This window comes from Methylosinus sp. LW3, from assembly GCF_000527115.1.
GTDB lineage: Bacteria > Pseudomonadota > Alphaproteobacteria > Rhizobiales > Beijerinckiaceae > Methylosinus.
Map to the genome: position 1 here is coordinate 3,627,922 of NZ_AZUO01000001.1, position 22,492 is coordinate 3,650,413.

At 64.5% G+C, this 22,492-nt stretch carries 26 protein-coding genes and 1 riboswitch; of the genes, 11 read left to right on the plus strand and 15 right to left on the minus strand.

The genetic code is table 11. The annotated features are described in order from the left end of the window. Positions 1–5 precede the first annotated feature (5 nt). From rpoD to METLW3_RS0118205, 4 genes are all read left to right on the plus strand, one after another. A complete protein-coding gene (gene rpoD, locus METLW3_RS0118190) occupies positions 6–2,015 on the plus strand; it encodes an RNA polymerase sigma factor RpoD (protein ID WP_024881254.1) in 2,010 nt (669 codons plus the stop codon). A gap of 76 nt (positions 2,016–2,091) precedes the next feature. Then, the gene (locus METLW3_RS0118195) at positions 2,092–3,951 is read left to right on the plus strand and encodes an N-6 DNA methylase (protein ID WP_024881255.1); all 1,860 of its coding nucleotides are present in this window, start codon (positions 2,092–2,094) and stop codon (positions 3,949–3,951) included. 135 nt (positions 3,952–4,086) lie between these two features. Next, the gene (locus tag METLW3_RS0118200) at positions 4,087–4,608 is read left to right on the plus strand and encodes a Uma2 family endonuclease (protein ID WP_245267401.1); all 522 of its coding nucleotides are present in this window, start codon (positions 4,087–4,089) and stop codon (positions 4,606–4,608) included. 4 nt (positions 4,609–4,612) lie between these two features. Beyond that, positions 4,613–4,984, plus strand: a complete 372-nt coding sequence (locus tag METLW3_RS0118205) for a DUF983 domain-containing protein (RefSeq protein WP_036309023.1) — start codon at positions 4,613–4,615, stop codon at positions 4,982–4,984. An 8-nt stretch (positions 4,985–4,992) separates the two neighbouring features. On the opposite strand, the gene METLW3_RS0118210 is transcribed toward METLW3_RS0118205, so the two are convergent. From METLW3_RS0118210 to METLW3_RS28870, 5 genes are all read right to left on the minus strand, one after another. Beyond that, the gene (locus METLW3_RS0118210) at positions 4,993–5,547 is read right to left on the minus strand and encodes a PQQ-dependent catabolism-associated CXXCW motif protein (protein ID WP_024881258.1); all 555 of its coding nucleotides are present in this window, start codon (positions 5,545–5,547) and stop codon (positions 4,993–4,995) included. Continuing rightward, positions 5,544–6,440, minus strand: a complete 897-nt coding sequence (locus METLW3_RS0118215) for a substrate-binding domain-containing protein (RefSeq protein ID WP_024881259.1) — start codon at positions 6,438–6,440, stop codon at positions 5,544–5,546. The genes METLW3_RS0118210 and METLW3_RS0118215 overlap by 4 nt, the downstream gene beginning before the upstream one ends. Positions 6,441–6,502: 62 nt before the next feature. Then, positions 6,503–6,982, minus strand: a complete 480-nt coding sequence (locus METLW3_RS0118220; protein ID WP_024881260.1) for a c-type cytochrome, methanol metabolism-related — start codon at positions 6,980–6,982, stop codon at positions 6,503–6,505. A 135-nt stretch (positions 6,983–7,117) separates the two neighbouring features. Further along, on the minus strand, positions 7,118–8,950 hold the full coding sequence (gene xoxF5, locus METLW3_RS0118225; protein ID WP_024881261.1) for a lanthanide-dependent methanol dehydrogenase XoxF5: 1,833 nt from the start codon (positions 8,948–8,950) through the stop codon (positions 7,118–7,120). A 21-nt stretch (positions 8,951–8,971) separates the two neighbouring features. Continuing rightward, positions 8,972–9,370: a hypothetical protein gene (locus METLW3_RS28870; protein WP_166671813.1), complete on the minus strand. Its 399-nt coding sequence runs from the start codon at positions 9,368–9,370 to the stop codon at positions 8,972–8,974. Here METLW3_RS28870 and METLW3_RS0118230 point away from each other — a divergent pair. After that, a complete protein-coding gene (locus tag METLW3_RS0118230; protein WP_024881262.1) occupies positions 9,263–10,186 on the plus strand; it encodes a quinoprotein relay system zinc metallohydrolase 2 in 924 nt (307 codons plus the stop codon). The two genes, METLW3_RS28870 and METLW3_RS0118230, sit on opposite strands and share 108 nt — an antisense overlap. A 51-nt stretch (positions 10,187–10,237) precedes the next feature. Continuing rightward, positions 10,238–11,089 carry a quinoprotein dehydrogenase-associated SoxYZ-like carrier gene (locus METLW3_RS0118235; protein ID WP_245267402.1) on the plus strand — a complete coding sequence of 284 codons (852 nt, stop codon included), beginning with the start codon at positions 10,238–10,240 and terminating at the stop codon, positions 11,087–11,089. On the opposite strand, the gene METLW3_RS0118240 is transcribed toward METLW3_RS0118235, so the two are convergent. From METLW3_RS0118240 to METLW3_RS0118275, 6 genes are all read right to left on the minus strand, one after another. Further along, positions 11,055–11,702, minus strand: coding sequence for a thiamine phosphate synthase (locus METLW3_RS0118240; RefSeq protein ID WP_198022779.1), 648 nt, complete (start codon positions 11,700–11,702; stop codon positions 11,055–11,057). The genes METLW3_RS0118235 and METLW3_RS0118240 overlap by 35 nt on opposite strands. A 178-nt stretch (positions 11,703–11,880) precedes the next feature. Further along, a complete protein-coding gene (locus METLW3_RS0118245) occupies positions 11,881–12,675 on the minus strand; it encodes a thiazole synthase (RefSeq protein WP_024881265.1) in 795 nt (264 codons plus the stop codon). A gap of 130 nt (positions 12,676–12,805) precedes the next feature. Then, positions 12,806–12,943 carry a hypothetical protein gene (locus METLW3_RS28345; protein ID WP_157096014.1) on the minus strand — a complete coding sequence of 46 codons (138 nt, stop codon included), beginning with the start codon at positions 12,941–12,943 and terminating at the stop codon, positions 12,806–12,808. Positions 12,944–12,996: 53 nt separating this feature from the next. Next, the gene (thiS, locus tag METLW3_RS0118260; RefSeq protein ID WP_245267409.1) at positions 12,997–13,146 is read right to left on the minus strand and encodes a sulfur carrier protein ThiS; all 150 of its coding nucleotides are present in this window, start codon (positions 13,144–13,146) and stop codon (positions 12,997–12,999) included. Next, entirely contained in the window at positions 13,115–14,176 is a 1,062-nt protein-coding gene (locus tag METLW3_RS0118265) for an FAD-dependent oxidoreductase (RefSeq protein ID WP_024881267.1), read from the minus strand. Before METLW3_RS0118265 ends, thiS begins: the two co-directional genes overlap by 32 nt. Positions 14,177–14,203: 27 nt before the next feature. Then, positions 14,204–14,349: riboswitch (TPP riboswitch) on the minus strand. Positions 14,350–14,502: 153 nt separating this feature from the next. Next, positions 14,503–14,790 carry a BolA family protein gene (locus METLW3_RS0118275; RefSeq protein ID WP_024881269.1) on the minus strand — a complete coding sequence of 96 codons (288 nt, stop codon included), beginning with the start codon at positions 14,788–14,790 and terminating at the stop codon, positions 14,503–14,505. A gap of 105 nt (positions 14,791–14,895) precedes the next feature. On the opposite strand from METLW3_RS0118275, the gene METLW3_RS0118280 reads away from it, so the two are divergent. After that, on the plus strand, positions 14,896–15,504 hold the full coding sequence (locus METLW3_RS0118280; protein ID WP_024881270.1) for a DnaJ domain-containing protein: 609 nt from the start codon (positions 14,896–14,898) through the stop codon (positions 15,502–15,504). 66 nt (positions 15,505–15,570) lie between these two features. Then, on the plus strand, positions 15,571–16,569 hold the full coding sequence (cobS, locus tag METLW3_RS0118285; RefSeq protein WP_018267775.1) for a cobaltochelatase subunit CobS: 999 nt from the start codon (positions 15,571–15,573) through the stop codon (positions 16,567–16,569). 118 nt (positions 16,570–16,687) lie between these two features. Here the strand turns inward: cobS and trmD are convergent, their stop codons facing one another. After that, a complete protein-coding gene (gene trmD, locus METLW3_RS0118290) occupies positions 16,688–17,383 on the minus strand; it encodes a tRNA (guanosine(37)-N1)-methyltransferase TrmD (RefSeq protein WP_024881271.1) in 696 nt (231 codons plus the stop codon). 111 nt (positions 17,384–17,494) lie between these two features. On the opposite strand from trmD, the gene METLW3_RS25860 reads away from it, so the two are divergent. Together METLW3_RS25860 and METLW3_RS0118300 are read left to right on the plus strand one after the other, a co-directional pair. After that, positions 17,495–17,695, plus strand: a complete 201-nt coding sequence (locus tag METLW3_RS25860) for a DUF4160 domain-containing protein (protein ID WP_198022780.1) — start codon at positions 17,495–17,497, stop codon at positions 17,693–17,695. A gap of 11 nt (positions 17,696–17,706) precedes the next feature. Further along, positions 17,707–17,964: a DUF2442 domain-containing protein gene (locus tag METLW3_RS0118300; RefSeq protein ID WP_024881272.1), complete on the plus strand. Its 258-nt coding sequence runs from the start codon at positions 17,707–17,709 to the stop codon at positions 17,962–17,964. A 6-nt stretch (positions 17,965–17,970) separates the two neighbouring features. Here the strand turns inward: METLW3_RS0118300 and rimM are convergent, their stop codons facing one another. The 3 genes from rimM to ffh all read right to left on the minus strand — a co-directional run bounded on the left by rimM (position 17,971) and on the right by ffh (position 20,602). Then, a complete protein-coding gene (rimM, locus tag METLW3_RS0118305) occupies positions 17,971–18,504 on the minus strand; it encodes a ribosome maturation factor RimM (RefSeq protein ID WP_024881273.1) in 534 nt (177 codons plus the stop codon). Between the two features lie 115 nt (positions 18,505–18,619). Then, entirely contained in the window at positions 18,620–18,970 is a 351-nt protein-coding gene (rpsP, locus tag METLW3_RS0118310; protein WP_024881274.1) for a 30S ribosomal protein S16, read from the minus strand. A 90-nt stretch (positions 18,971–19,060) separates the two neighbouring features. Further along, entirely contained in the window at positions 19,061–20,602 is a 1,542-nt protein-coding gene (gene ffh, locus METLW3_RS0118315) for a signal recognition particle protein (RefSeq protein ID WP_024881275.1), read from the minus strand. Positions 20,603–21,648: 1,046 nt separating this feature from the next. On the opposite strand from ffh, the gene METLW3_RS28350 reads away from it, so the two are divergent. After that, positions 21,649–22,401 (plus strand): hypothetical protein, encoded by a 753-nt coding sequence (locus tag METLW3_RS28350; protein WP_157516593.1) that lies wholly within the window; start codon positions 21,649–21,651, stop codon positions 22,399–22,401. Positions 22,402–22,492 lie beyond the last annotated feature (91 nt).

Below are 22,492 nucleotides of genomic sequence, written 5' to 3' on the forward strand. Positions count from 1 at the left end.
GAAGAATGGCGAAAAAAGACGACGAGAAAGTCGAAAACGAGGGCGCAGTGGCGGTGGAAACCGCCGACGGTCCTCTGCTCGACCTCAACGACGCCGCCGTCAAGCGGATGATCAAGCTCGCCAAGAAGCGCGGCTTCGTCACTTATACCGAGCTGAACGCCGTTCTGCCGTCTGAGGAAGTGTCCTCCGACCAGATCGAGGACGTTTACGCCATGCTGCAGGAGATGGGAATCACCGTCTCCGAGGGCGAAGATCCCGACGACGCAGAGGGCGAGGAGCAGCAGGAGGAGGAGGAGGCCGAGGGCGGCGAGGTCGTCGAATCCACCCGCGCCACCGCCGTCGCGACGCGCACCTCCGAGCCCGCCGACCGCACCGACGATCCCGTCCGCATGTATCTGCGCGAGATGGGCTCGGTGGAGCTGCTGTCGCGCGAGGGCGAGATCGCCATCGCCAAGCGCATCGAGGCCGGCCGCGAGGCGATGATCGCCGGTCTCTGCGAGAGCCCGCTGACCTTCCAAGCCATCATCATCTGGCGCGAGGAGCTGGAGGCCGGCAAGGTCCTGCTGCGCGACATCATCGATCTCGAGGCCACCTACGCCGGCCCCGAGGGCAAGAACGCCGGCAAGCCTCCGGTCACGCCGTCCGATCTCGCGCCCGCCACCGCGCCGCGCTCGCCGCCGGCCGCGCTGGGCGAAGCCGGCGCGCCGCCGGAGGAGGCTTTCGAGGAAGAGGACGACCTCGAGAATTCCGTCTCGCTCTCCGCCATGGAGACCGAGCTGAAGCCCAAGGTGCTGGAGACTTTCGCCCGCGTCGCCGACGCCTATAAGAAGCTGCGCCGGCTGCAGGATCAGAATGTCGAGAACAAGCTCAAGAATGAGACGCTGACCCCGGCTCAGGACCGCAAATACAAGCAGCTCAAGAAAGAGATCGTCACGGATGTGAAGTCTCTCTCCTTGAACCAGAACCGTATCGAGGCGCTGGTCGAGCAGCTCTACGACATCAATAAGCGTCTCATCGGCTATGAGACCAAGCTGCTGCGCCTCGCCGATGCGCAGGGCGTGCAGCGCGAGGACTTCATCGACAAGTTCCAGGGCTCGGAGCTCGATCCGAAATGGATCATGCGCGTCTCCAAGCTCGGCTCGCGCGGCTGGAAGGAATTCGTCGCCAACGAGAAAGACCGGATCAAGGAGCTGCGCGGCGAGATTCACGCGCTGGCCACCGAGACCGGCCTCGAGATCGCCGAGTTCCGCAAGATCGTCCATATGGTTCAAAAGGGCGAGCGCGAGGCCCGGCAGGCGAAGAAGGAGATGGTCGAGGCCAATCTGCGCCTCGTGATCTCCATCGCCAAGAAATACACCAATCGCGGCCTGCAGTTCCTGGACCTCATTCAGGAAGGCAATATCGGCCTGATGAAAGCGGTCGATAAGTTCGAATATCGCCGCGGCTACAAGTTCTCGACCTACGCCACCTGGTGGATTCGGCAGGCGATCACGCGTTCCATCGCGGATCAGGCGCGCACGATCCGCATTCCGGTGCATATGATCGAGACGATCAACAAGATCGTGCGCACCTCGCGCCAGATGCTGCACGAGATCGGCCGCGAGCCGACGCCGGAGGAGCTGTCCGAGAAGCTCGCCATGCCGCTCGAAAAAGTGCGCAAGGTGCTGAAGATCGCCAAGGAGCCGATCAGCCTGGAGACGCCGATCGGCGACGAGGAGGATTCGCATCTCGGCGATTTCATCGAGGACAAGAACGCCATTCTCCCGATCGAGGCGGCGATCCAGTCCAACCTCCGCGAGACGACGACGCGCGTGCTGGCCTCCCTCACCCCGCGTGAAGAACGCGTGCTGCGCATGCGCTTCGGCATCGGCATGAACACCGACCATACGCTCGAGGAAGTCGGCCAGCAATTCTCGGTGACGCGCGAGCGCATCCGCCAGATCGAGGCGAAGGCGCTGAGGAAGCTGAAGCATCCGAGCCGCTCGCGGAAGCTGCGGAGCTTCTTGGACAATTGATATCGAATGGCCGGCCTCGCGCCGGCCATTTTGTTTCAAGTCGCCAATTGTTCGTATCGAGCCGAAGCCTTCCACCTTGGATGAACGCGCCTCCAACGCCTCGCGCCGAGCCGAGCGCAAGCGCCGCGGCGTCGTCTACACGCCCGCTCCAATCGCCCGTTTTCTCGTCGCCCGCACCATCGCGCAATCGCTCGACGAGCGGCGCGCCGCTCTCGTCGCGCAGCATGGCGGATGCGAGACGCCCGCCTTCTGGCGCGCATGGCTCGACGCTCTGCGATCCTTCAAGATCATCGATCCCGCCTGCGGCGATGGCGCGCTTCTCGACGCCGCCTTCGACGAAATGGCGCGACACTATGAGGAGACGGCGCTCGGCGCGATGATCGCGCTCGATGCGGCGCGCGAGACGATCGCCAATAATCTCTTCGGCGTCGACATAGATGCGCGCGCTGTGGAAGCCGCGCGCCATGTGCTATGGAGCCGATGCCCGCAGATCGCCGCGACGAGCGAGCCCGAAGGCTCGCGGTCCGAGGCGGCGACCGGACCGCTAGCCTTCAGGCTCGCTCTCGATCCAAACGGTCCGCACGACAATTTGCGCGCCGGCGATAGCCTCATCGACGATATTGCGGTGCGCGAAGGCGGCTTCGATATCGTCCTCGGCAATCCGCCCTATGTGCGGATGGAATATCTGAAAGCGGCGAAGCCCTATCTTGCGAAACATTACGCCGTCGCCGCGGAGCGCGCTGATCTCTACGCCTATTTCTTCGAAAAAGGCGTGCGATTGCTGAAAGACGGCGGACGGCTGGGCTTCATCTCCTCGTCGAGCTTCTTTCGCACCGGCGCCGGCGAGAGCTTGCGCCGCTTCCTCGCCGAAAATGCGACGATCGAAAGCGTCGTCGATTTCGGCGATCTGCGCGTCTTCGACGGCGTCGTCACCTATCCGGCGATCGTGACGCTGAGAAAGAGCGTCGAGCGCGACGATGTGTCCTTTCTGCTGTTGAAGGATCGCGCGCCGAAGGACCTCGAAACGGAGTTTGCGGAGAATGCGCGGCGCATGCCGCAGGCGCGGCTCGGCGCCTCCGTCTGGCGCTTCGAGGAGGACGCGCTGGCGCGTCTGCGCGACAAGATCGCGCGGGGCCGCAAGACGCTGCGCGAGGTCTATGGATCGCCGCTCTGGGGGATCAAGACGGGGCTCAACGACGCTTTCGTGCTCGATCGGGCGGCACGCGACGCGCTCGTCGCCGCCGATCCGCGCAGCGCCGAGATTTTGAAGCCCTATGCTCGCGGTGGAAGCATCGGCCGCTGGCGCGCGGCGAGCGAGGACTGGCTCGTCGATGCGCCGAAAGGCGCTTTCGACATTGCGGAATATCCCGCCGTGGAGGTGTGGCTCGCGCCGCTGCGCTCACGGCTCGAGGGCCGCGCCACGCGACAAAAATGGTTCGAGCTGCAACAGGCGCAGCTCGCCTATCGCGCCGGCTTCGCGGCGCCGAAGATCGTCTTTCCGGATATTTCCCAAGGGCCGAAATTCGCGCTCGACGACAGCGGCGGCCTCATCGACGCCACCTGCTTCTGCCTGCCCTGCGCCGATCTCGCGCTGCTCGCCTTTCTCAATTCGCGCCTCTGCTGGTTCGTGCTGCATTCCGTGTCCAATCCGCTGCGCGGCGGCAAATGGCGGCTGCGGCTGAAGACGCAATATTTGGAGCCGCTGCCGCTGCCCGATCTCGATCCGCAGGCCGCGGAACGGCTCGCAGCCCTGGCGAGCGCCAATGGCGAGGCCGCCCGCCGGCGCAGCGAGACGGGCGACCCCGACGAGGCAGCGCGCCTCTCCGCCGAGATCGAGAGCCGGGAAAGGGAGATCGACGCGATCGTCTATGATCTCTTCGATCTTTCGACCGAGGAGGCCGCGCTTCTCGAAGCCACGCTCGCCGGCCAATATTGACACGCGAAATCCCGCCCGGATTGCGCTATATTGCGCTGCATGAACCCGCATCTGCGCCCGATCGGCCTTCCGCTCGAGACTCAGGCCGCCGAGGGACTCCCCCGGCGTTGCTGGAGCGTGGCGGAAATCGAGGAAATGCTCCGCGCCGGAATTATCGATGAAGACGAGCGGTTCGAGCTGATCGGCGGGGAGGTCGTGCCAATGTCGCCGAAGGGCGCCCGACACGAATGGGTGAAGATCGCGGTTAATCGGTTTTTGCAGCGCGCGGCTCCGCAGCATTTGGAAGTCGCCCAGGAGACCACGCTGCGCCTAGACGCACGCACTTTCGTCGAGCCGGATTTCTGCGTCTTTCCGCGCGATCTGCCCCTCTCCGCCCTCGATGGGCCGGCGGTGCTGCTGGCGATCGAGATCGCCGATTCGAGCCTCGCCTATGACAAGGGCCGCAAGATCGGCGTCTATGCCGCTTTCGGCGTGCGCGAGGTCTGGGTCGTCGACGCTGTGCGGGCCGTGACCTTCATTCATCGCCGGCTGGGCGCGGCGGGCTATGCCGAGATCGTCGAGCTCGCCAGCGCAGCGCGCCTCGAGCCCACGCTCGCGCCCGAGCTCTCCTTCAGCCTCGCAGAGCTCGGCGTGACGCCCGGCGCGGAGAAGCAGTAATCCCATGACGCCGACGACGATTGCCCGGCCAACGACGACGACCGCGCTGCTGCGCGGCTTTCTGCGCAAATGCCCGCGCTGTGGGAATGGCGCGCTCTTCGACGGCTATCTGAAGCGCGCGGACGCCTGCCCGCATTGCGCGGAGAGCTTCATCGGCGTCGACGCCGACGATGGGCCGGCCTGGCTCACCATCGGCGTCGTCGCTCATATCATCGTTCCGCTGCTGATCTTTCTGGAGACGCGCGCAACTCTGTCCTATGGCGCCGAGGCGGCGCTGGTGCTGTCCGCGACTATCGTCTCCACCCTGCTGCTGCTGCCTCTCTGCAAGGGATTCTTCATCGCGGCGGTGTGGTCGCTGTCGAAGAAGACGGACTGACGCGCGGCTCAGCGCTCGCCGCGGGGCTCAGGCTCGCGCGGCTCCAGCGGATGGCCGGCGGCGGCCCAGCCATCCGTGCCCTGCGAGAACCAGGACACGTTGGAATAGCCGAGCGCGAGCGCGCGCTTGGCGGCGTTCCACGACATCCAGCAATCGGCGAGGCAGTAGAAGACCAGCGGGCGACTCTTTTCTTCCACGGTCACGCGCGCGAGGCCGCTTTCGAAATAGCGGAGCGAGGCCTCCGGCAGTTCGCCATAGCCGGTCTCGGGAAGCCAGACGCTGCCCGGAATGTCGAAACGCGGCTTGTCGCGCCACACCGCATCGGGCGGCAGGCCCGCGGGCCTCGGCGGGCGCGGCAGGACATCGATGAAGACAGCGGCCTTGTCGCGCCATAGGGCGAAGGCCTGCTGCGTGTCGATCACGCGGGCGCCGCGCAGAGTGGCGGGCACGGCGGCGCGAAAATCGGAGAGCCGATAGCCCTCCGGCTCGGGAACGGTCTCGGCGGCGGCGGGCGCCGCAACGAGAACAGCGAGACCGAGCGCGACGCCGAGCCAGCGCCTCATGGCGTGGACGCGATGGGCGCGGGCGCGATCGGCGCGTCGGATTCGTCGATCAGCGGCACGCCGAAATCAGCGAGCAATCGATCGATCTCGTTCTGATTTTGGGCGATGATGCGATTGAGCTCGCGCTTCCACTCCTGATCGGAATGGCGAACCCCCATGGCGATGCGAAAGCTCATGCGCGCGCCCTTGTCCCCGCTGAGCAGGGCCAGCTTCAGCCGGCCGCCGGATTTTTTCGCATGATAGCCGGCGAATGGCCCCCAGAGAATAGCGACGTCGATCGCGCCACTCTCGAGATCATGGATCATATCGGCGCCCGGCGCGTCGACGCGCGTATCGACGACGAGCGGATAGGGCTTCACCGCCGCGAGCAGCCGATAGCGGGCCAGGAGATTGCCGGGCGGCGTGTTGGCGACGAGGCCGATGCGCTTATTCTGGGCGAGGCGCGGATCGGCGAGCGACGTCAGCCCCTCGAGATCGGAGCCGGCGCGATAGACCACCGCATAGGAGGTCCGATAATAGGGATTGGTGGGCTGAACGAGATCGTCGCCCTGCGGCATTCCCATCACCACATCGCACAAATGCGCATTGAGCGTGTTGCGGATGAAGCCGGTCGCGCCCGGATAATAGGAATAGGCGATATCCTTGCCGAGCTTCTTGGCCAGGAACTCCGCGAGCTTGTTCTCGAACCCCTCTCCGGCGCTGTTGGAAAAGGGAAGATTGCTCGGATCGGCGCAGACGCGCAGAATCTTGGGGTCGATCAGCTCGATCGAGCCGCGCGCGTCATCGACGCCCCCTTGAGGACGCGCCACGAGACCGGGCGATTGAGACTGTGCCGGGGCCGTCGCGAGCAAGCCCGCGACGGCGACCAGGGAAAATGTGAGACGACGCGACATGACGAGCCCTCGGCCGGTTCCGCCGCCAGCCGGCGCGCGAAGCCTCGACTGACGCTCGATCACTATTTGGCGCTCATGCACTTCGCTTCGGCCTCGGCGAAAGCCGGCGGCTTCTCTGCCTTCTTCTCCGGACGGCCGCGGCCGACCGCCTCGGTCGAACGGGCGCGGAGATAGATGTAGAGGTCGTCGATATAGCACATGGCGTTCTTATTGTCGGCGAAAGCCGGCATGACGCTGTCATTGCCCGCCTGCTTGTTCTCGCGGCCGCCGACGACGATGCCGTAGAACTCCTCGTAATTGAAGTTCTTGACCGAATTCTTCAACGCCGGCGCATAGGTCGAGCCCTCGGCGTTGGGGCCGTGGCAGACGTGGCATTCGGCGTGATAGCGGCGATAGCCGGAGAAAGTGTACCAATCGACCGTGCCGTCGGCCTGCACCTTATAGGTCGGCTTGCTCTGCGCGTCGAACCACTTGCCGTCCACTTCCTTGACCGCGGTCGGGTCTCCCGGCGCTTCGGCGCGCACGGTCGTTCCAACACCCATGAAGACGCTCAGGGCAAGTGCCCCGACGAGCGGCAGTCTCATCACGCCATCCTCCAGCAGTTTCCATCCACACAAACAAGGCGCTCGGCGCGCGCCAGGAGCGTTCGCCGAGCGCTGATCTTTTTATTGGCCGTATCAGTTCGCCGGAGCGACGATCGGCAGAGCGTAGTCGGGCAGAGAGAAGACGGTCAGCACGCCGCCGAGAGCGGTGTAGTCGGACAGCGCCTTATAGCCGCCGACCGCGCCGAGGCCTTCGTTGCTCTTGGACAGGCCGGCCGCGAGGCCGATGCCGGCCCAGCCGCCGACGCCGGACAGAACCGCGACATACTGCTTGCCCTTGTGCTCATAGGTCATCACATTGCCGATGATGCCCGACGGAGTCTTGTACTTGTAGAGCTCCTTGCCGGTCTTGACATCGACGGCCTTCAGATAGCCCTCGAGCGTGCCGTAGAAGGCGAGACCGCCGGAGGTCGTGACCGTGCCGGACCAGACCGAGAACTGCTCCTTATTGGACCAGACGATCTTGCCGACGCGGGCGTCCCAAGCGATGAAATTGCCCATGTGGCTGTCGCCGGGCGGCGGGAACATCTCCAGCGTCGCGCCGACATAGGGCTGACCCGCGGTGTAGCTGACGCGGAAGGGCTCATAGTCCATGCAGACGTGGTTGGTCGGCACGTAGAACAGGCCCGTGTCCGGATCGAAGGACGCCGGCTGCATGTCCTTGGAGCCGAGAGCCGCCGGGCAGACGCCCTTGGTGTTGACGTCCTCGCCGTTCTGCTGCGTCGAATATTTCGAGACGACGAGCGGACGGCCATAGGTCGGCGAGTTCTTGTCCTGATCGACCTTGGTCGCCCAGTTGACGGCCGGATCATACTTCTCGGCGACGAGCAGCTCGCCGGTGACGCGATCGAGCGTGTAGCCGAAGCCGTTACGATCGAAGTGGACGGCGGTCTTGCGGGCCACGCCGCCGATCGTCTGATCGGCGAGGATCACCTCGTTGATGCCGTCATAGTCCCACTCGTCGTGGGGAGTCATCTGATAGACCCACTTGGCGACGCCGGTGTTGAGGTCGCGCGCCCACAGGGTCATGGACCAGCGATTGTCGCCGGGACGCTGCGCGGGGTTCCAGGTCGAGGGATTGCCCGAGCCGTAGTAGATCAGGTTCAGCTCGGGGTCATAGGAATACCAGCCCCAGGTGGTGCCGCCGCCGATCTGCCACTGATCGCCTTCCCAGGTCTTCAGAGACGAATCCTTGCCGACCGGCTTGCCGAGGAAGGTGGTCTTCTCGGGGTCGAGCAGAACCTCGGAGTCCGGGCCTTCCGAATAGCCGCGCCAAGCGAGCTTGCCATCCTTGACGTCATAGGCGGTGATGCTGCCGCGCACGCCGAACTCGCCGCCGGCGATGCCGACGAGGACCTTGTCCTTGAAGACGTGCGGAGCGGCGGTCGAGGTGGCGCCCTTGGACGGATCGCCGTTCTTCACCGACCAGACGAGCTTGCCGGTCTTGGCGTCGAGAGCGACGAGGGTGGTGTCGGCCTGGGCCAGGAAGATCTTGCCGTCGCCATAGGCGAGACCGCGATTCACGGTGTCGCAGCACATGACCGGAACGACGCTCGGATCCTGCTTGGGCTCATACTTCCAGAGGATCTTGCCTTCGTTGTTGAGATCGAGGGCGTAGACGATGTTGGGGAACGGCGTATGCAGATACATCACGTCGCCGATAACGAGCGGCGCGCCTTCGTGGCCGCGCAGCACGCCGGTCGAGAAGCTCCAAGCGGGAGCCAGCTTGCCGACGTTCTCGGTGGTGATCTGCTTCAGCTTCGAGTAACGCAGATTGGCGTAGTCGCCCGTCGGCAACGCCCACTGCTTCGGGTTCTTCTGGAGATCGAGCAGCTCGTCGGCGCTCGCCACGCCGGCCCCGAACAGCGCGAGGATCCCCACCGAAGTCGACAACAACAGCTTATGCATGAGCTTTTCCTCCTGACGACATCACCGTGCAAAAGGCCCGGCCACGCCGCCGACATCGCGCCTTTCCGACGCCCTAAGGCTTTGGGAAGCCGTTTCCTCGTTTTTGCCACGGCGATCGGGCGGAAACGCCGCGCCCGCAGCCCCGCCCGTATCTCCGTCGAGACGCTTTCCGGTTCCCGGCCGGAAAGCCTCTTTTAGGTCGGAAACGGCGGGATAATATGTCGCACGGAATTGAAGCGCAATCCCCAAATCCTGTTCCCGACTTTCCTGATTTCGCGCGTGAAACGGGCGAAAAACGAGGCTGAAAAACCGATGCTGCAACGCACTATTCGAGGGCTCGCGATTGCGTTTCTCTGCCTCGTCGCGAACGGCGCGAAAAGCTTCGAGCTGACCGAGATCGCGCCGGGAGTCTTCGTCCATCAGGGCGTGACCGCCTTGATGTCTCGCGATAACCTCGGCGGCATCGCCAATCTCGGCGCCATCGTCGGCGCGGAGGCGGTCGCGGTCATCGACACGGGCGGCAGCCGCGCGGAGGGCGAGGCTTTCCTCGCTGCATTGCAGCAGCGCACGACCAAGCCGATCCGTTATGTCATCGACACTCACGTCCATCCGGATCATATTTTCGGGAATATTGCCTTTCGAGACACGGGAGCCGTCTTCGTCGGGCACAAGAATCTCCCGCGCGCCATGGCGACGCGCGGCCCGCACTATCTCTCTTCTTTCCGCGAGACGATGGGCGCCCTGCTCGACGATGTGATTCTGGTTCCGCCGACCCTCACCGTCGAACGTGAGACGATTCTCGATCTCGGCGGCCGCAAGATCGCGCTGAAGGCCTGGCGCACCGCTCACAGCGATTCCGATCTCACCGTGCTCGATCCGCAGAGCGGCACGCTCTTTACCGGCGATCTCTTGTTCCTGCAGCATGTCCCGATCATCGACGGCAGCCTTTTGGGCTTTCTGTCCGTCATCGAGGAATTGCGGAAGATCGAGGCGGTCCGCGTCGTGCCGGGCCATGGGCCGGCGGTCGCTCCCTGGCCGCAGGCGCTGGAGGCGCAAAAAGCCTATCTCGACCATCTCACCCGCGATTTGCGCGCCGATATCGCCAGAGGGGAGACGCTCGCGCGCGCGGTGACGACAGCCGGCCGCGGCGAAAAGCCCAATTGGCTGCTGTTCGAGGATTATCACACGCGCAACGCCACGGCCGGCTTCGCCGAGCTGGAATGGGAGGCCCCTTGAGCCGGCCGCGCCCACAGCGCTATGATTCCAAAAAATACCGGAGGAACGCAGATGAGCCCTTGGACCGCGAGCCTTCACGCTCGCAAATCGCCGAATGAGAGCGAGCCTGAAGGCTCGCGGTCCCTCCTGCGCCCCATCGCAGCGGCCGCAGCCCTCTGCCTTTGGGCCGCCGCCGCCTCGGCCCAGGAGCCGAAGATCGATCCCTGGCCGGGCCTCGTCACCGATATTTTCCACGATCGCGCGATCACCTCGCATGAGGGCGTGGTGGCGCTCGACGCGCCGAAGCGGGCCGAGGACGCCGCCATCGTGCCGATGACCATCTCGCTGCTCGAGCCGGGCCTGCGCGCGGCGACGCTGGTGATCGACGAGAATCCCATGCCCATGGCGGCGGCCTTCTCCTTCGGCGAGGGCGCCGGCGTCGCGAAGATAGAAACGCGCGTGCGCGTGAACTCCTACACCAATGTGCATGTCGTCGGCCAAACGGGCGATGGCGCGCTGCATTCGGTGGTGAAATTCGTGAAGGCCTCGGGCGGCTGCTCGGCCCCGGCGATCAAGGATCAGGACGAGGCCAGCGCCAATCTCGGCAAAATGAAATATCGGGAGTTCGCCAGCGAGAATCCCGCCCTGCGCGAGGCGCAGATCATGATTCGCCATCCCAATAATTCGGGATTGCAGATGGACCCGATCACCCGCGCCTATATTCCGGCTCATTATGTCGACAAGGTCGAGGTGCGGCAGGGGGAGGCGCTGATCTTCTCCATGGAGGGCGGAATTTCCCTGTCGGAGGATCCGAGCTTCCGCTTCGCCTACAAGCCAAATGGCGCCAAGGTGATGCGCGTCGAGGCGCGTGACAATCAGGGCAATGTGTTCAAAGGGGAGTGGCCGATCGGCGGGGCGTCGTGAGACGCTTTTCGTCCGTCGCCGCCACCCACTCGCGCGCCCGCGCCTCCGGCTCCGCGGCGCGCAATATATCGGTGACGACGCAGGCGCTGTCCGCCCCCGCCGCCAGCGCCGCGCGGGCGCGCTCCGGCGTCAACCCGCCTATGGCGACGAGCGGAATCTCGCCGATGCGGCGTTTCCATTGGCCGATTTTTTCGAGCCCCTGCGGGGCGAAGGCCATTTGCTTCAGCAAAGTCGGATAGATCGGCCCCAGCGCGATATAATCGGGGGAGAGCGCCAACGCCCGTTCCAGCTCCGTCTCGTCATGGGTGCTGACGCCGAGCCTTATTCCATGGGCGCGGATCGCGGCGATATCGGCCGTGTCGAGATCGCCTTGGCCGAGATGCACGAAATCGCAGGAAAGATCGATGGCGAGCCGCCAATAATCATTGACGACGAGCTGCGCGCCATGGGCCGCGCAAAGATCGCGGGCGCGGGCGATCTCCTCGCGCAGCGCCGCCTCCTCGCGATCCTTGACGCGCAATTGCACGAGCCTCACGCCGCAAGGCAACAGCCGGGGCAGCCAATCGGCGGAATCGACGATGAGATAGAAGGGATCGAGCAAAATCGCGCTCATGACGGGATGACGCTCGAATGAGAGGCGACGCGCCCCACCCTCCCCTTCAGGGGGAGGGTGGGCCTGCGCAGCAGGACGGGGTGGGGTTCGCCGCCCGAGACTCGGGGGCTCACCCCCTCCCGAGCGCCTTCGGCGCTCGACCTCCCCCCTCCAGGGGGAGGTGGGAACGAAAGCGCGCTCATGCCTCGAGTCCGTCGTCGAAGGCGCGGCCGAGCACGGGCGTCGAAGGCGCCGCCATGTCGCGCGGCTCCATCAGACCGGAGAGATAGGCCGCCCGGCCAGCCTCTATGGCGAGCGAAAAGGCCCGCGCCATGGCCACCGGATCGCCGGCGCGCGCCACCGCCGTGTTGAGCAGCGCCGCGTCGAAGCCGAGCTCCATGACGGCCGCCGCCTGCGAGGGCGCGCCGAGGCCGGCGTCCACGATGAGCGGCGTATTGGGAAAATGCGCGCGCAGCGCTCTGAGGCCGAAAAGATTATTGATCCCGCGGCCGGAGCCGATCGGCGCCGCCCAGGGCATCAGCACGCGGCAGCCGGCGTCCAGCAGCTTCTCCGCGACGACGAGATCCTCGGTCGTATAGGGAAAGACGCAAAAGCCGTCGTCGCTGAGGATGCGCGCCGCCTCGACCAGGCCGAAGACGTCCGGTTGCAGCGTGTCCTCCTCGCCGATCACCTCGAGCTTGATCCAGCTGGTTCCGAACAGCTCGCGCGCCATTTGCGCGGTGGCGACGGCCTCCTTGGCCGTCCGGCAGCCGGCGGTGTTGGGCAGCACGCGCACGCCGAGCTCGCGAATGAGCCGCCAAAAACTCTCGCCCGCGCGCGAGCCTCCGGCCTCCCGCCGCAGCGAGACGGTGACGATCTCCACTCCCGCCACGCGGATCGCCTCGGCGAGTATGGCCGGCGAAGGATAGCGCGCCGTGCCGAGCAGGAAGCGGGAGGATAGGACCTCGCCGTAGAGGAGGAGAGACGCAGTCATCGCATTCGGCTGGTTCGGGGCTCGACCGGAAACCGCATCGGCCATCAGTGCAGGAACAGCTTTCCGAGCACCAGAAGCGTGAGCGTGATATTGGTCGCGAGCATCCATTTCACGGTGTTGAACTCGCCTTTCAGCAAAGCGAACTCATGCTGACGTCGCTGTTCTTCGAGTCGAAATTAGCGACGACCTCCGCGGCCTTGCGCGCTTTCTCCTCGCTCGCGCCGGCCTCTCGAAGGGCGTCGTAGATTTCCGTGACGATCGTGCTCATGACCCGACTCTAACATGGAGTTCGTGGAGGAGGTAGCAAGTTCGACAATCCCCTCACCCTCCCTGCCGCGGCGTGACGATCTCGATCGTATCGTCCTCGACCAGCAGCGTCTCGCCGCGATCCTTGCTGCGCACGAATTCCTGATTCACCGCCGTCGCGACGGTCTGCTCGCTAAAGCCCAATTCCTCGATGAGGCGTTCCAATGTGGGCGCCTCGATCTCGAGCGTCTGCCCATTCACCCTGATTCGCATTCATGACCTCCGGGAAGATATCGCCCGTGAAGAGAAAACGCGCGACGCGGCGCGCCAGCGCCGGCGCCAGAAGAAATCCATGCCGATAGAGCCCGTTCACATAGAGCGTCCGGCCCTGGCGCGAAATGCGCGGCAGATTGTCCGGGAAGGCCGGCCTGACGTCCGAGCCCGTCTCGACGATCTCCGCCTCGGCGAAAGCGGGATGAATCGCGAAAGCCGAATTGACCAGCTCGACGATGGAGCGCGCCGTGACGCGGGAGCGCTCCTCATTCTCGATCATCGTCGCGCCGACCATGAACACGCCCTCCCCGCGCGGCACCACATAGACCGGATGGCGCGGATGCAACATTCGGACGGGGCGGAACAATTCGATCTCCTCGCTGCGCAGCACGAGCATCTCGCCCTTGACGCCGCGCAGCTCCGCCAGCGCGCCGCGCGCGGCAAAGCCGCGGCAATCGACGATCCAATCCGCCCGTGGAACGGAATCGGCGCAGAGCCGGATGCGGACATTGTCCATTGTCTGCAAATGTTCGAACAGCGCCGCCATCGCCGCGCGCGGCTCGAGATGCGCCTCCTGAGGAAAATAGAGCCCGCCCGAGAAACGCCCGGCCAGCGCCGGCTCGAGCGCCGCGAGGCCATCCGCGTCCAGCCGCTCGAACCGCCGGGTGCGGCGGGAGAATTCAGTCAGCTCGGCGCGGTCGCGCGGCGGCGCGACGACGAGGCTGCCGGCGACTTTCGCGACAGGAATGTCCTTGGTCCAGAAGGCGAGCGCCTCCTCGCCGAGCGTCGCCACAATCGGCTCGGCGCTCTGCAGCTCGCACCAGGGCGCGATCATGCCGCCGGCGTAATGCGAGCAGCCGCGGCCCGGCTCCGCCGCTTTCTCGATCAGCTCGACCTCAGCGCCATGCGGCGCGCCGGCGCGGGCGATCTCGAAAGCCGCGGTCAGGCCGGCGACGCCGGCGCCGATCACGCCGATCAGCATCGATGCGGCCCGATAGGGCCGAGGAATATCAGGAACATGCGGCCTCCCTACGCCAGCGCGAACTGGATCAGGTTCGAAGGGTCGCCGAGCCGCTTTTTAAAAAAGCTATTCGGCCTCTCAGCCTCTTGCCACGCGCAAAGCGCGCCAGCGGCGAGGCTCCCCTGGGCGAGACCGAGATTTGCGCAGGAACGGCGGCGCGTCAAGCGGGGCCGCAATGGCTTTGCAGTAAGGAGGCCGGCCGTCGTCATTGCGAGCGAAGCGAAACAATCCAGAGCCGGGGGCGGCCCCTGGATCGCTTCGTCGCTGCGCTCCTCGCGATGACAGCGCTACTCCTGCGGGGCGCGGGCGGTGATCGTCAGAGCATGAACGCGCGTCGCCAGCTCCTCGGCGAGCAGCGTGTTGACGATGCGATGCCGCTCGACGAGCCTCTTGCCCGCGAAAGCCTCGCTCACCACCTCGACTCGAAAATGGCTTTCGCCATCCTGGTGGTGGCCGCCATGCCCGGCGTGCTTGTCAGACTCGTCGATCACCTTCAAGGTGACGGGCGCGAGCCCTTCGGTCAGCTTCGAACGGATGCGGGCCTGGACGGCGCCGATATTGCCTTGCTCGGCCATAGTGGAATCCTCCTCGTCGCCTCGGTCCAAGCAAAATTCCCGCCGATTGAAATTGACGTCGGGTTCCGCTTGCAGCCTGCGGCCAGTCTACCATAATGCAGCGCCATGGATTTGAATTCGCCCCTCTTCGATCGTATCCGCGTGAAGCCCGAGCAGAGGCAGGAGCGCCGCGAGACTCGTTTTCGCTGCGACGCCCCCGGCTGCGAGGCCGAGGGAGCCCATCGCGCGCCCATGGGACGGCTGCGCGAGGGGCAATATTTCTGCTTCTGCCTGGAGCACGTGCGGGAATATAATAATTCATACAATTACTTCAACGGAATGAGCGACGAGGACGTCGCCCGTTACCTGAAGGACGACGCCACCACCGGCCATCGCCCCACCTGGTCCATGGGCGTGAAGCGCGGACAGGCCTCCTTCCGCGAGGACCCGCTGCGGCCCGACAATTTCGCCGATCCTATGGGCCTCTACCGGCAGCGGGCGCATCGCGCCCGGCCGCAGGCCGAGGCGAGCCCGCGCTATTCGGCGGTGACGATCAAGGCGCTGAATGCTCTCGGTCTCGATGAGACCGCCGGTGCGGAGGCGATAAAGACGCGCTATAAGGAGCTCGTCAAACGTCACCATCCCGACGCCAATGGCGGAGATCGCTCCTGCGAGGAAAGACTGCGGGAGATCATTCACGCATATAAGACGTTGCGGGCCGCCAAGCTCGTTTGAACAAGCGTTTGACCAGGCCTTGCCGGCGCGAATGTCGCGAGCGCGCGTCGGCGAAACGGAGGATCAATGTCAACCCCAAGCGACAAAGCGGCCGGGTCCGCGCCCCTGCCGGACCTCAAAGTCTCCGTGCGCCAGCTGTTCGGCATCGACTCCGATCTCGAGGTTCCCGCCTATTCCGAGCGGACCGAGCATGTCCCGGACAAGGATCCCGACTATCTCTTCGACCGCGAGACGACGCTCGCCATTCTCGCCGGTTTCGCCCGCAACCGCCGCGTCATGGTCACGGGCTATCACGGCACCGGCAAATCGACGCATATCGAGCAGGTCGCCGCGCGGCTCAACTGGCCTTGCGTGCGCGTCAATCTCGACAGCCATGTCTCGCGCATCGATCTCGTCGGCAAGGACGCGATCGTGCTGAAGGACGGCAAGCAGGTCACGGAGTTCCGCGACGGCATTCTGCCCTGGGCGCTCCAGCACAATATCGCGCTCTGCTTCGACGAATATGACGCCGGCCGTCCGGATGTGATGTTCGTCATTCAGCGCGTGCTGGAAGTCTCCGGCCGGCTGACGCTGCTCGATCAGAACCGCGTCATTCGTCCGCATCCCGCCTTCCGCCTGTTCGCCACCGCCAATACGGTGGGCCTCGGCGACACATCCGGCCTCTATCACGGCACGCAGCAGATCAATCAGGGCCAGATGGACCGCTGGTCCATCGTCTCGACGCTCAATTATCTGCCGCATGACGCGGAGACCAATATCGTGCTCGCCAAGGTGAAGAGCTTCAATGCGACCAAGGAAGGCCGCGACGCCATCAATAAGATGGTGCGCGTCGCCGACCTCTCGCGCAACGCCTTCATGTCCGGCGATCTCTCCACGGTGATGAGCCCGCGCACGGTCATCACCTGGGCGGAGAATTCCGAGATATTCGGCGATGTGGGCTTCGCCTTCCGGCTCACCTTCCTGAACAAATGCGACGAGCTCGAGCGTCCGCTCGTCGCAGAGTTCTACCAGCGCTGCTTCGGCAAGGAATTGCCCGAGAGCGCGGTGAATGTGGTGATGTCCTGAACAGCGCTTTTCCGTCATTGCGAGGAGCGTAGCGACGAAGCAATCCAGGGCCGCCCCATGGCTCTGGATTGCTTCGCTTCGCTCGCAATGACGGAAAAAGCATCGCGCCTGATTGCAGTCAGCGCTTCTTTCCATCCCGCGCCAGCAAATCTGGCCGCCTCGCGCGCGTCAGCTCGAGCGCGCGCTCATGGCGCCAGCGCGCGATCTTGGCGTGATCGCCGCAGAGCAGAATGTCGGGAATGGCGCGGCCCTCGAAATCGCGTGGCCGCGTATATTGTGGATATTCGAGCAGACCACTCTCGAAGCTCTCTTCCTCGCCCGAGGCCGACTCGCCCATTATGCCCGGCAACAGGCGCACGCAGGCGTCGACGAGCGCCATGGCCGCGATCTCGCCGCCCGAAAGCACATAATCGCCGATCGAGATTTCCTCCAGCGCGCGCGCCTCGATGATGCGCTCGTCCACGCCCTCGAAGCGTCCGCAGAGGATGATCGCGCCCTCGCCTTCGACCAGCGCGCGCACGCGGCTCTGCGTCAGCGGCGCGCCGCGCGGACTCATCAGCAAGCGCGGTCTCGCATCGCCTTCCGGCGCGGCCGCGTCGATCGCCGCGGCGAGAACATCGGCGCGCATCACCATGCCGGGACCGCCGCCGGCGGGCGTGTCATCGACAGCGCGATGACGGCCGAGGCCGTGCTCGCGAATATTGCGCGCCTCGAGCGACCAGAGCCCGCGCGACAGCCCGTCGCCCGCGAGCGACAGGCCGAGCGGGCCGGGGAACATTTCCGGGAAGAGAGTGAGTATCGTCGCGCGCCACATGGGGCGGGTTATGGCATGGGGGCGCGGGACGGGAAAGGCGGCGCGCTTTCGCCCGCGATGGTTGCGAGCTAGAGTTTCTCTCGCGGGCGCTCACCGCCACGAAAGGCCGATATGTCGCCGACGCTGTTTCGCCAAAGAGGATATCGGTTCTATTTCCTCTCGCGTGAGGAGCCGAGGGCGCATGTTCATGTCTACCATCCAGACGGCGAAGCCAAGTTCTGGATGGATTCGGAAATCGCGTTGGCGCGCAATCAGGGGCTGTCGGCTCAGGCCTTGCTGGAAATCGAGATCATGATCCGAGAGCATGAATAAGGAGATCAGGGATGCCTGGCGTCGACACTTCCCCGGTTGAAGTCTCGGGTGTGACGAAGCTCGGCGTCTGGCTGCGGCTGGACGATGAGCAGCTCTTCATGCCTTTCGACCAGTTTCCGTGGTTCCGCACGGCCGCGGTCTCGCAGATATTCGAAGTGGAACGGCTAAATCCGCAACATCTCTATTGGCCCGAGCTGGATGTCGATCTGCATGTCGACTCCATTCGCCACCCCGAAAATTTTCCGCTGGTGGCGCAGCCGCCGCGATGAGGACGGCTATCCCTCTTCCCCTGAAGGCGCATCGCCCTCGATCTCGAGCGGCGGCTCCACCACCACGCGGCCGCCGGCCAGATCGACGATCGGAACCACGGCCTTGGTGAAGGGGAAGAGCAGCGTCTCGCCGCCGGCGGGCGGACGCACTTCCAACAGATCGCTCGCGCCGAAATTGCGCACGGCGATCACCACGCCGAGCGTCTCGCCGGCGGGCGTTTCCGCGCGCAGACCTTCGAGATCGGCGAGATAGAATTCGTCTTCCTCCGGCTCCGGCAGCGCCGCGCGCGGAAGATAGAGCTCGACGCCGGTCAAAGCCATCGCAGCCTCGCGGTCACGCACGCCCTCGAGACGCGCGACGAACATGTCCTTGCCGATCGGCCGCAGCGAGGCGATGACGAAACGGCGCGCGCCGCGGGCGTCGAACAAGGGACCGTATGTGGAGATCGCCGAAGGATCGGCGGTGAAGCTCTGCAGGCGGATTTCGCCGCGCACGCCATGCGCGGCGCCGAGCCGGCCGAGGAGAACGGCGTTTTTCATGGGAAAGCGAGCCCGAAGGCTCGCGGTCCAGGCTCGCATCGCCGCACGAGCGAAGCGCTCCAGAGACCGCCGCGCGGCCCAGGGTCGCTTCGCTTCGCTCGCAAGGACGGCGTCATCAGGCCGAGGCGGCCTCGGCGGCGGCGGCCGCAGCGGCGGCGCGCTCCTGCGCCTTCTTCTTCGGCTGGGCCTTCTGCGGATTATTATGCGCCTCGCGCTTGCCGACGCCGACGCTCTCGAGCAGACGGGCGACGCGATCGGTCGCCTGCGCGCCCTTGGCGATCCACTCCTGCGCCTTCTCGGCGTCGAGCACCAGACGATCGGCGGCGTCCTTCGGCTTCAGCGGATCGAAAGTGCCGAGACGCTCGATGAAGCGGCCATCGCGGGGCGAGCGCGAATCGGCGACGACGACGCGATAGAAGGGGCGCTTCTTGGCGCCGCCGCGGGAGAGTCTGATCTTCAGGGACATTTGGTTCTTCCTTTGTGAGCGAGTAGCGAATAGCGAATAGCGAGTAGCGTGAGCGAACTATTCGCTACTCGCTATTCGCTATCCGCCCCTTCATTTCTTCTTCCCGAACGGATTCAATCCGCTCAGGAAACCTCCGCCGCCGCCGAGCCCGGGCAGGGTCGGCTTGGCGGAGAATGCGGAAGCCGGCGGCGCAGCGGGAATGCTGGGGCCGGCGCCGGGCGGCTGGCCGCCGCCCATTTTCTTCTGCAATTGCGCGAGCTGCTCGGGCGAGGGCGCCTGCATCCCGCCCATGCCCATCATCTGCGCGGCCTTGGCCATCATGCCGCCGCCCTTGCCGCCGCCCATGGCTTTCATCATGTCGGCCATCTGGCGATGCTGCTTCAGCAGCTTGTTGATGTCCTCCACCTTCGCGCCGGAGCCCGCCGATATGCGGCGCTTGCGCGAGGCTTTGAGAATGTCGGGATTGCGCCGCTCCTTGGGCGTCATCGACAGAATGATCGCGCGCTGGCGCTTGAACATTTTGTCGTCGATATTGGCGGAGGCGATCTGCTCCTTCATCTTGGCGACGCCGGGGAGCAGCCCCATTATGCCGCCGAAGCCGCCGACCTTCTCCATCATGGCGAGCTGATCGGCCAAATCCTGCAGATCGAACTTGCCTTTCGCCATGCGCTCGGCGGCGCGCTGCGCTTGCTCCTGATCGACCGCCGCGGCGGCTTTCTCCACCAGCGCCACAATGTCGCCCATGCCGAGAATGCGATTGGCGATGCGCTGCGGCGAGAATTCGTCGAGCGCATCCATCTTCTCGCCGGTGGCGATCAGCTTGATCGGCTTGCCGGTGACGGCGCGCATCGAGAGCGCCGCGCCGCCGCGGCCATCGCCATCGACGCGCGTCAGCACAATGCCGGTCAGGCCGACGCGATCGTCGAAATTCTTGGCAAGATTGACCGCGTCCTGACCGGTCAGCGCATCGACGACGAGCAATATCTCATGCGGCTTGGAGACGGCCTTGATCTGCGCCATCTCCTCCATCAGCGGCTCGTCTATGTGTGTGCGGCCCGCCGTGTCGAGCATCACCACATCATAGCCTTCGCGCCGGGCCGTCTCCTCGGCGCGCTTGGCGATCTTCACCGGGTCCTGGCCCGGCACGATCGACAGAGTGTCGACCTCCACCTGCCGGCCGAGAATGGCGAGCTGCTCCTGCGCGGCCGGGCGCTTCACGTCCAGCGAGGCCATCAGCACGCGCTTGCCGTGGCGCTCTTTCAGGCGCTTGGCGATCTTGGCGGCGGTCGTCGTCTTGCCGGCGCCCTGCAGGCCGACCAGCATGATGGCGACTGGCGGCGCGGCGTCGAGGTCGATCGGCTGCGCGGTCGAGCCCAGAGTCTCGACCATGACGTCATTGACGATCTTGACGACCATCTGGCCGGGCGAGACCGACTTCACCACATTGGCGCCGACGGCCTTGGCCTGCACGCTGTCGGTGAATGTGCGCACGACATCGAGCGCGACATCCGCCTCGAGCAGAGCGCGGCGGACCTCGCGCAGAGCCTCGGCGACATCGGCGTCCGAAAGGGCGCCGCGCCGCGTGAGCTTGTCGAATATGCCGGAGAGCTTGTCGGAAAGGCCCTCGAACATGCGGTTCTCCCAGGGAGCGAGTAGCGAATAGGAAGTAGCGAGTAGAGCCGAAGCTCGATCTCTTCGCTACTGCCTATTCGCCACGCGCCCGTCCAAAGCAAAGCGCGCCCGGGGGCGCTCAGCGCTGCCGGACGTTGGCCCTACGCCTCTCGGGCGAATGGGCGGGTCATAGGTCATCTCTGACGAGATTGGCGCGTTTTTAGGCGCTGGGGACCGGGAAGTCAACGCGGCGCGTGGCGGGCGCTCCACCCTCCCCTTCAGGGGGAGGGTCGGCCGGCGATAGCCGGACGGGGTGGGGTGCAACGGCAAAGACTCGGGGGTTCACCCCCTCCCGATCGCCTCCGGCGCTCGACCTCCCCCCTCGAGGGGGAGGTGGAAACGCCCGTCTCGTTTATCTCATGCGCGACGGCTTCGAAATAGGATTATCATCCTCCCACGCCGAAGCGCCCGGCGCCTCGCGGCGGCGGGGGAGGAAGGGCGGTTCGGGACGCTCCGGCCCCTTTCGGCCGCAGCGCGAAGAGATATTCATCGGTTCCGGAGCGTCCCGAAACGCGGCTTCGCCTTCTCGTCGACGTCCCGAGGCGCATTCGGACCCGCGAATCCTGGGTTTTCACATTCAGGACCCGATCGCTTCCGAATGCCTGGGCTCACGGAACGGCTCTCGCTCTCCCTATGGACGGGAGAGAAACGCCGGTCCGGCGACGCGCCGCCTGTCCAGGGACGGGGGTCGCCGTCCCGGATGGAGCCGGCCCCCGCCCGCGTTCCACGACCCGAGGAACGCGCCCTTGCGTCGGCGGGAGCGAGGGCAGAGATAGGAATATTTTCAGGATGCGTCAAGGGGCGGCGGTGGGGAGATTTCCGCTTTGGGCGGAGGCGGCATAAGCTGTAGCCGAGCGACCTTGAACTTATTAAAAGTTGGTGCACCGGACGGCGATGCCTCGCCTCCCGATTTTTTCGACGGAGCCGAATGCTGACGAAGCAGGGAAGACCTTAAATTCTCGACTGAAATATCCGACGCGATTTCGTTCTCTCAATCAGGCCGTTTCATGAAAACAGTTGCAACCTGCATGCAATGCTTCGCCGTCACTGGTCAGCCATCCTTCGAAGTGTTCGCAGTGGATTATTTTGACAATGGAACTGCGGTCATCGAGTGCTCTGCGGGCCACAGAACCGCGATCGTCTTGCAAAGCCAAAAATTCGAAATGCTGTTGGAATCTGGAGCAATGGCTCTTCTGGAAGGGTTCACGCTCGAAGCCTGCGCGAGCTTTGCAGCAGCACTCGAACGATTTTATGAATTTGCGCTGCGCGTCGCGTTTCATAATAGAAAAATGCCAGACGGACTTTATGATAAAATGTTTGCGGAAATGGCTAGGCAATCAGAGCGGCAGGCTGGAGCTTTTATGCTCATGTACGCTCTCGATTTTGAGAGCGTCTATAAGCTCAAGCCCAGCATTGCAACGTTCCGAAATGCGGTAATACACAAAGGCACTATCCCCACTGTCAAAGAGGCGCACGCTTTTTGCTCCGATGTGTATGAAATAATATATAATCTCTCCAACACCTTCGGTGCAAAATACCCAGACGCTATTCAAAGCGTCGTGCGCGAGGACTTGATCAAACGACACGGCCATATTCCAAACGGAATGCTAACTTCGACATGCTCTTCGGGCGCTTTCTTCAAGCTTGTAAATAGTGAAAACGCACCGTCATTAGACGCAGCTCTCGATTCTCTCAGTAAATATAGGGATATGATTAGAGGGCTTCCTTCGGGAAGTGGAGGCACTATTGAGCACGCTTAAATAGCGCAAAATATTTATCGTATGTTCTATACTATGTCCATTCCTGTCGAAAAAGGCGAAGCAACTGCCAGTAATGTTCCCTCCTGCGCAT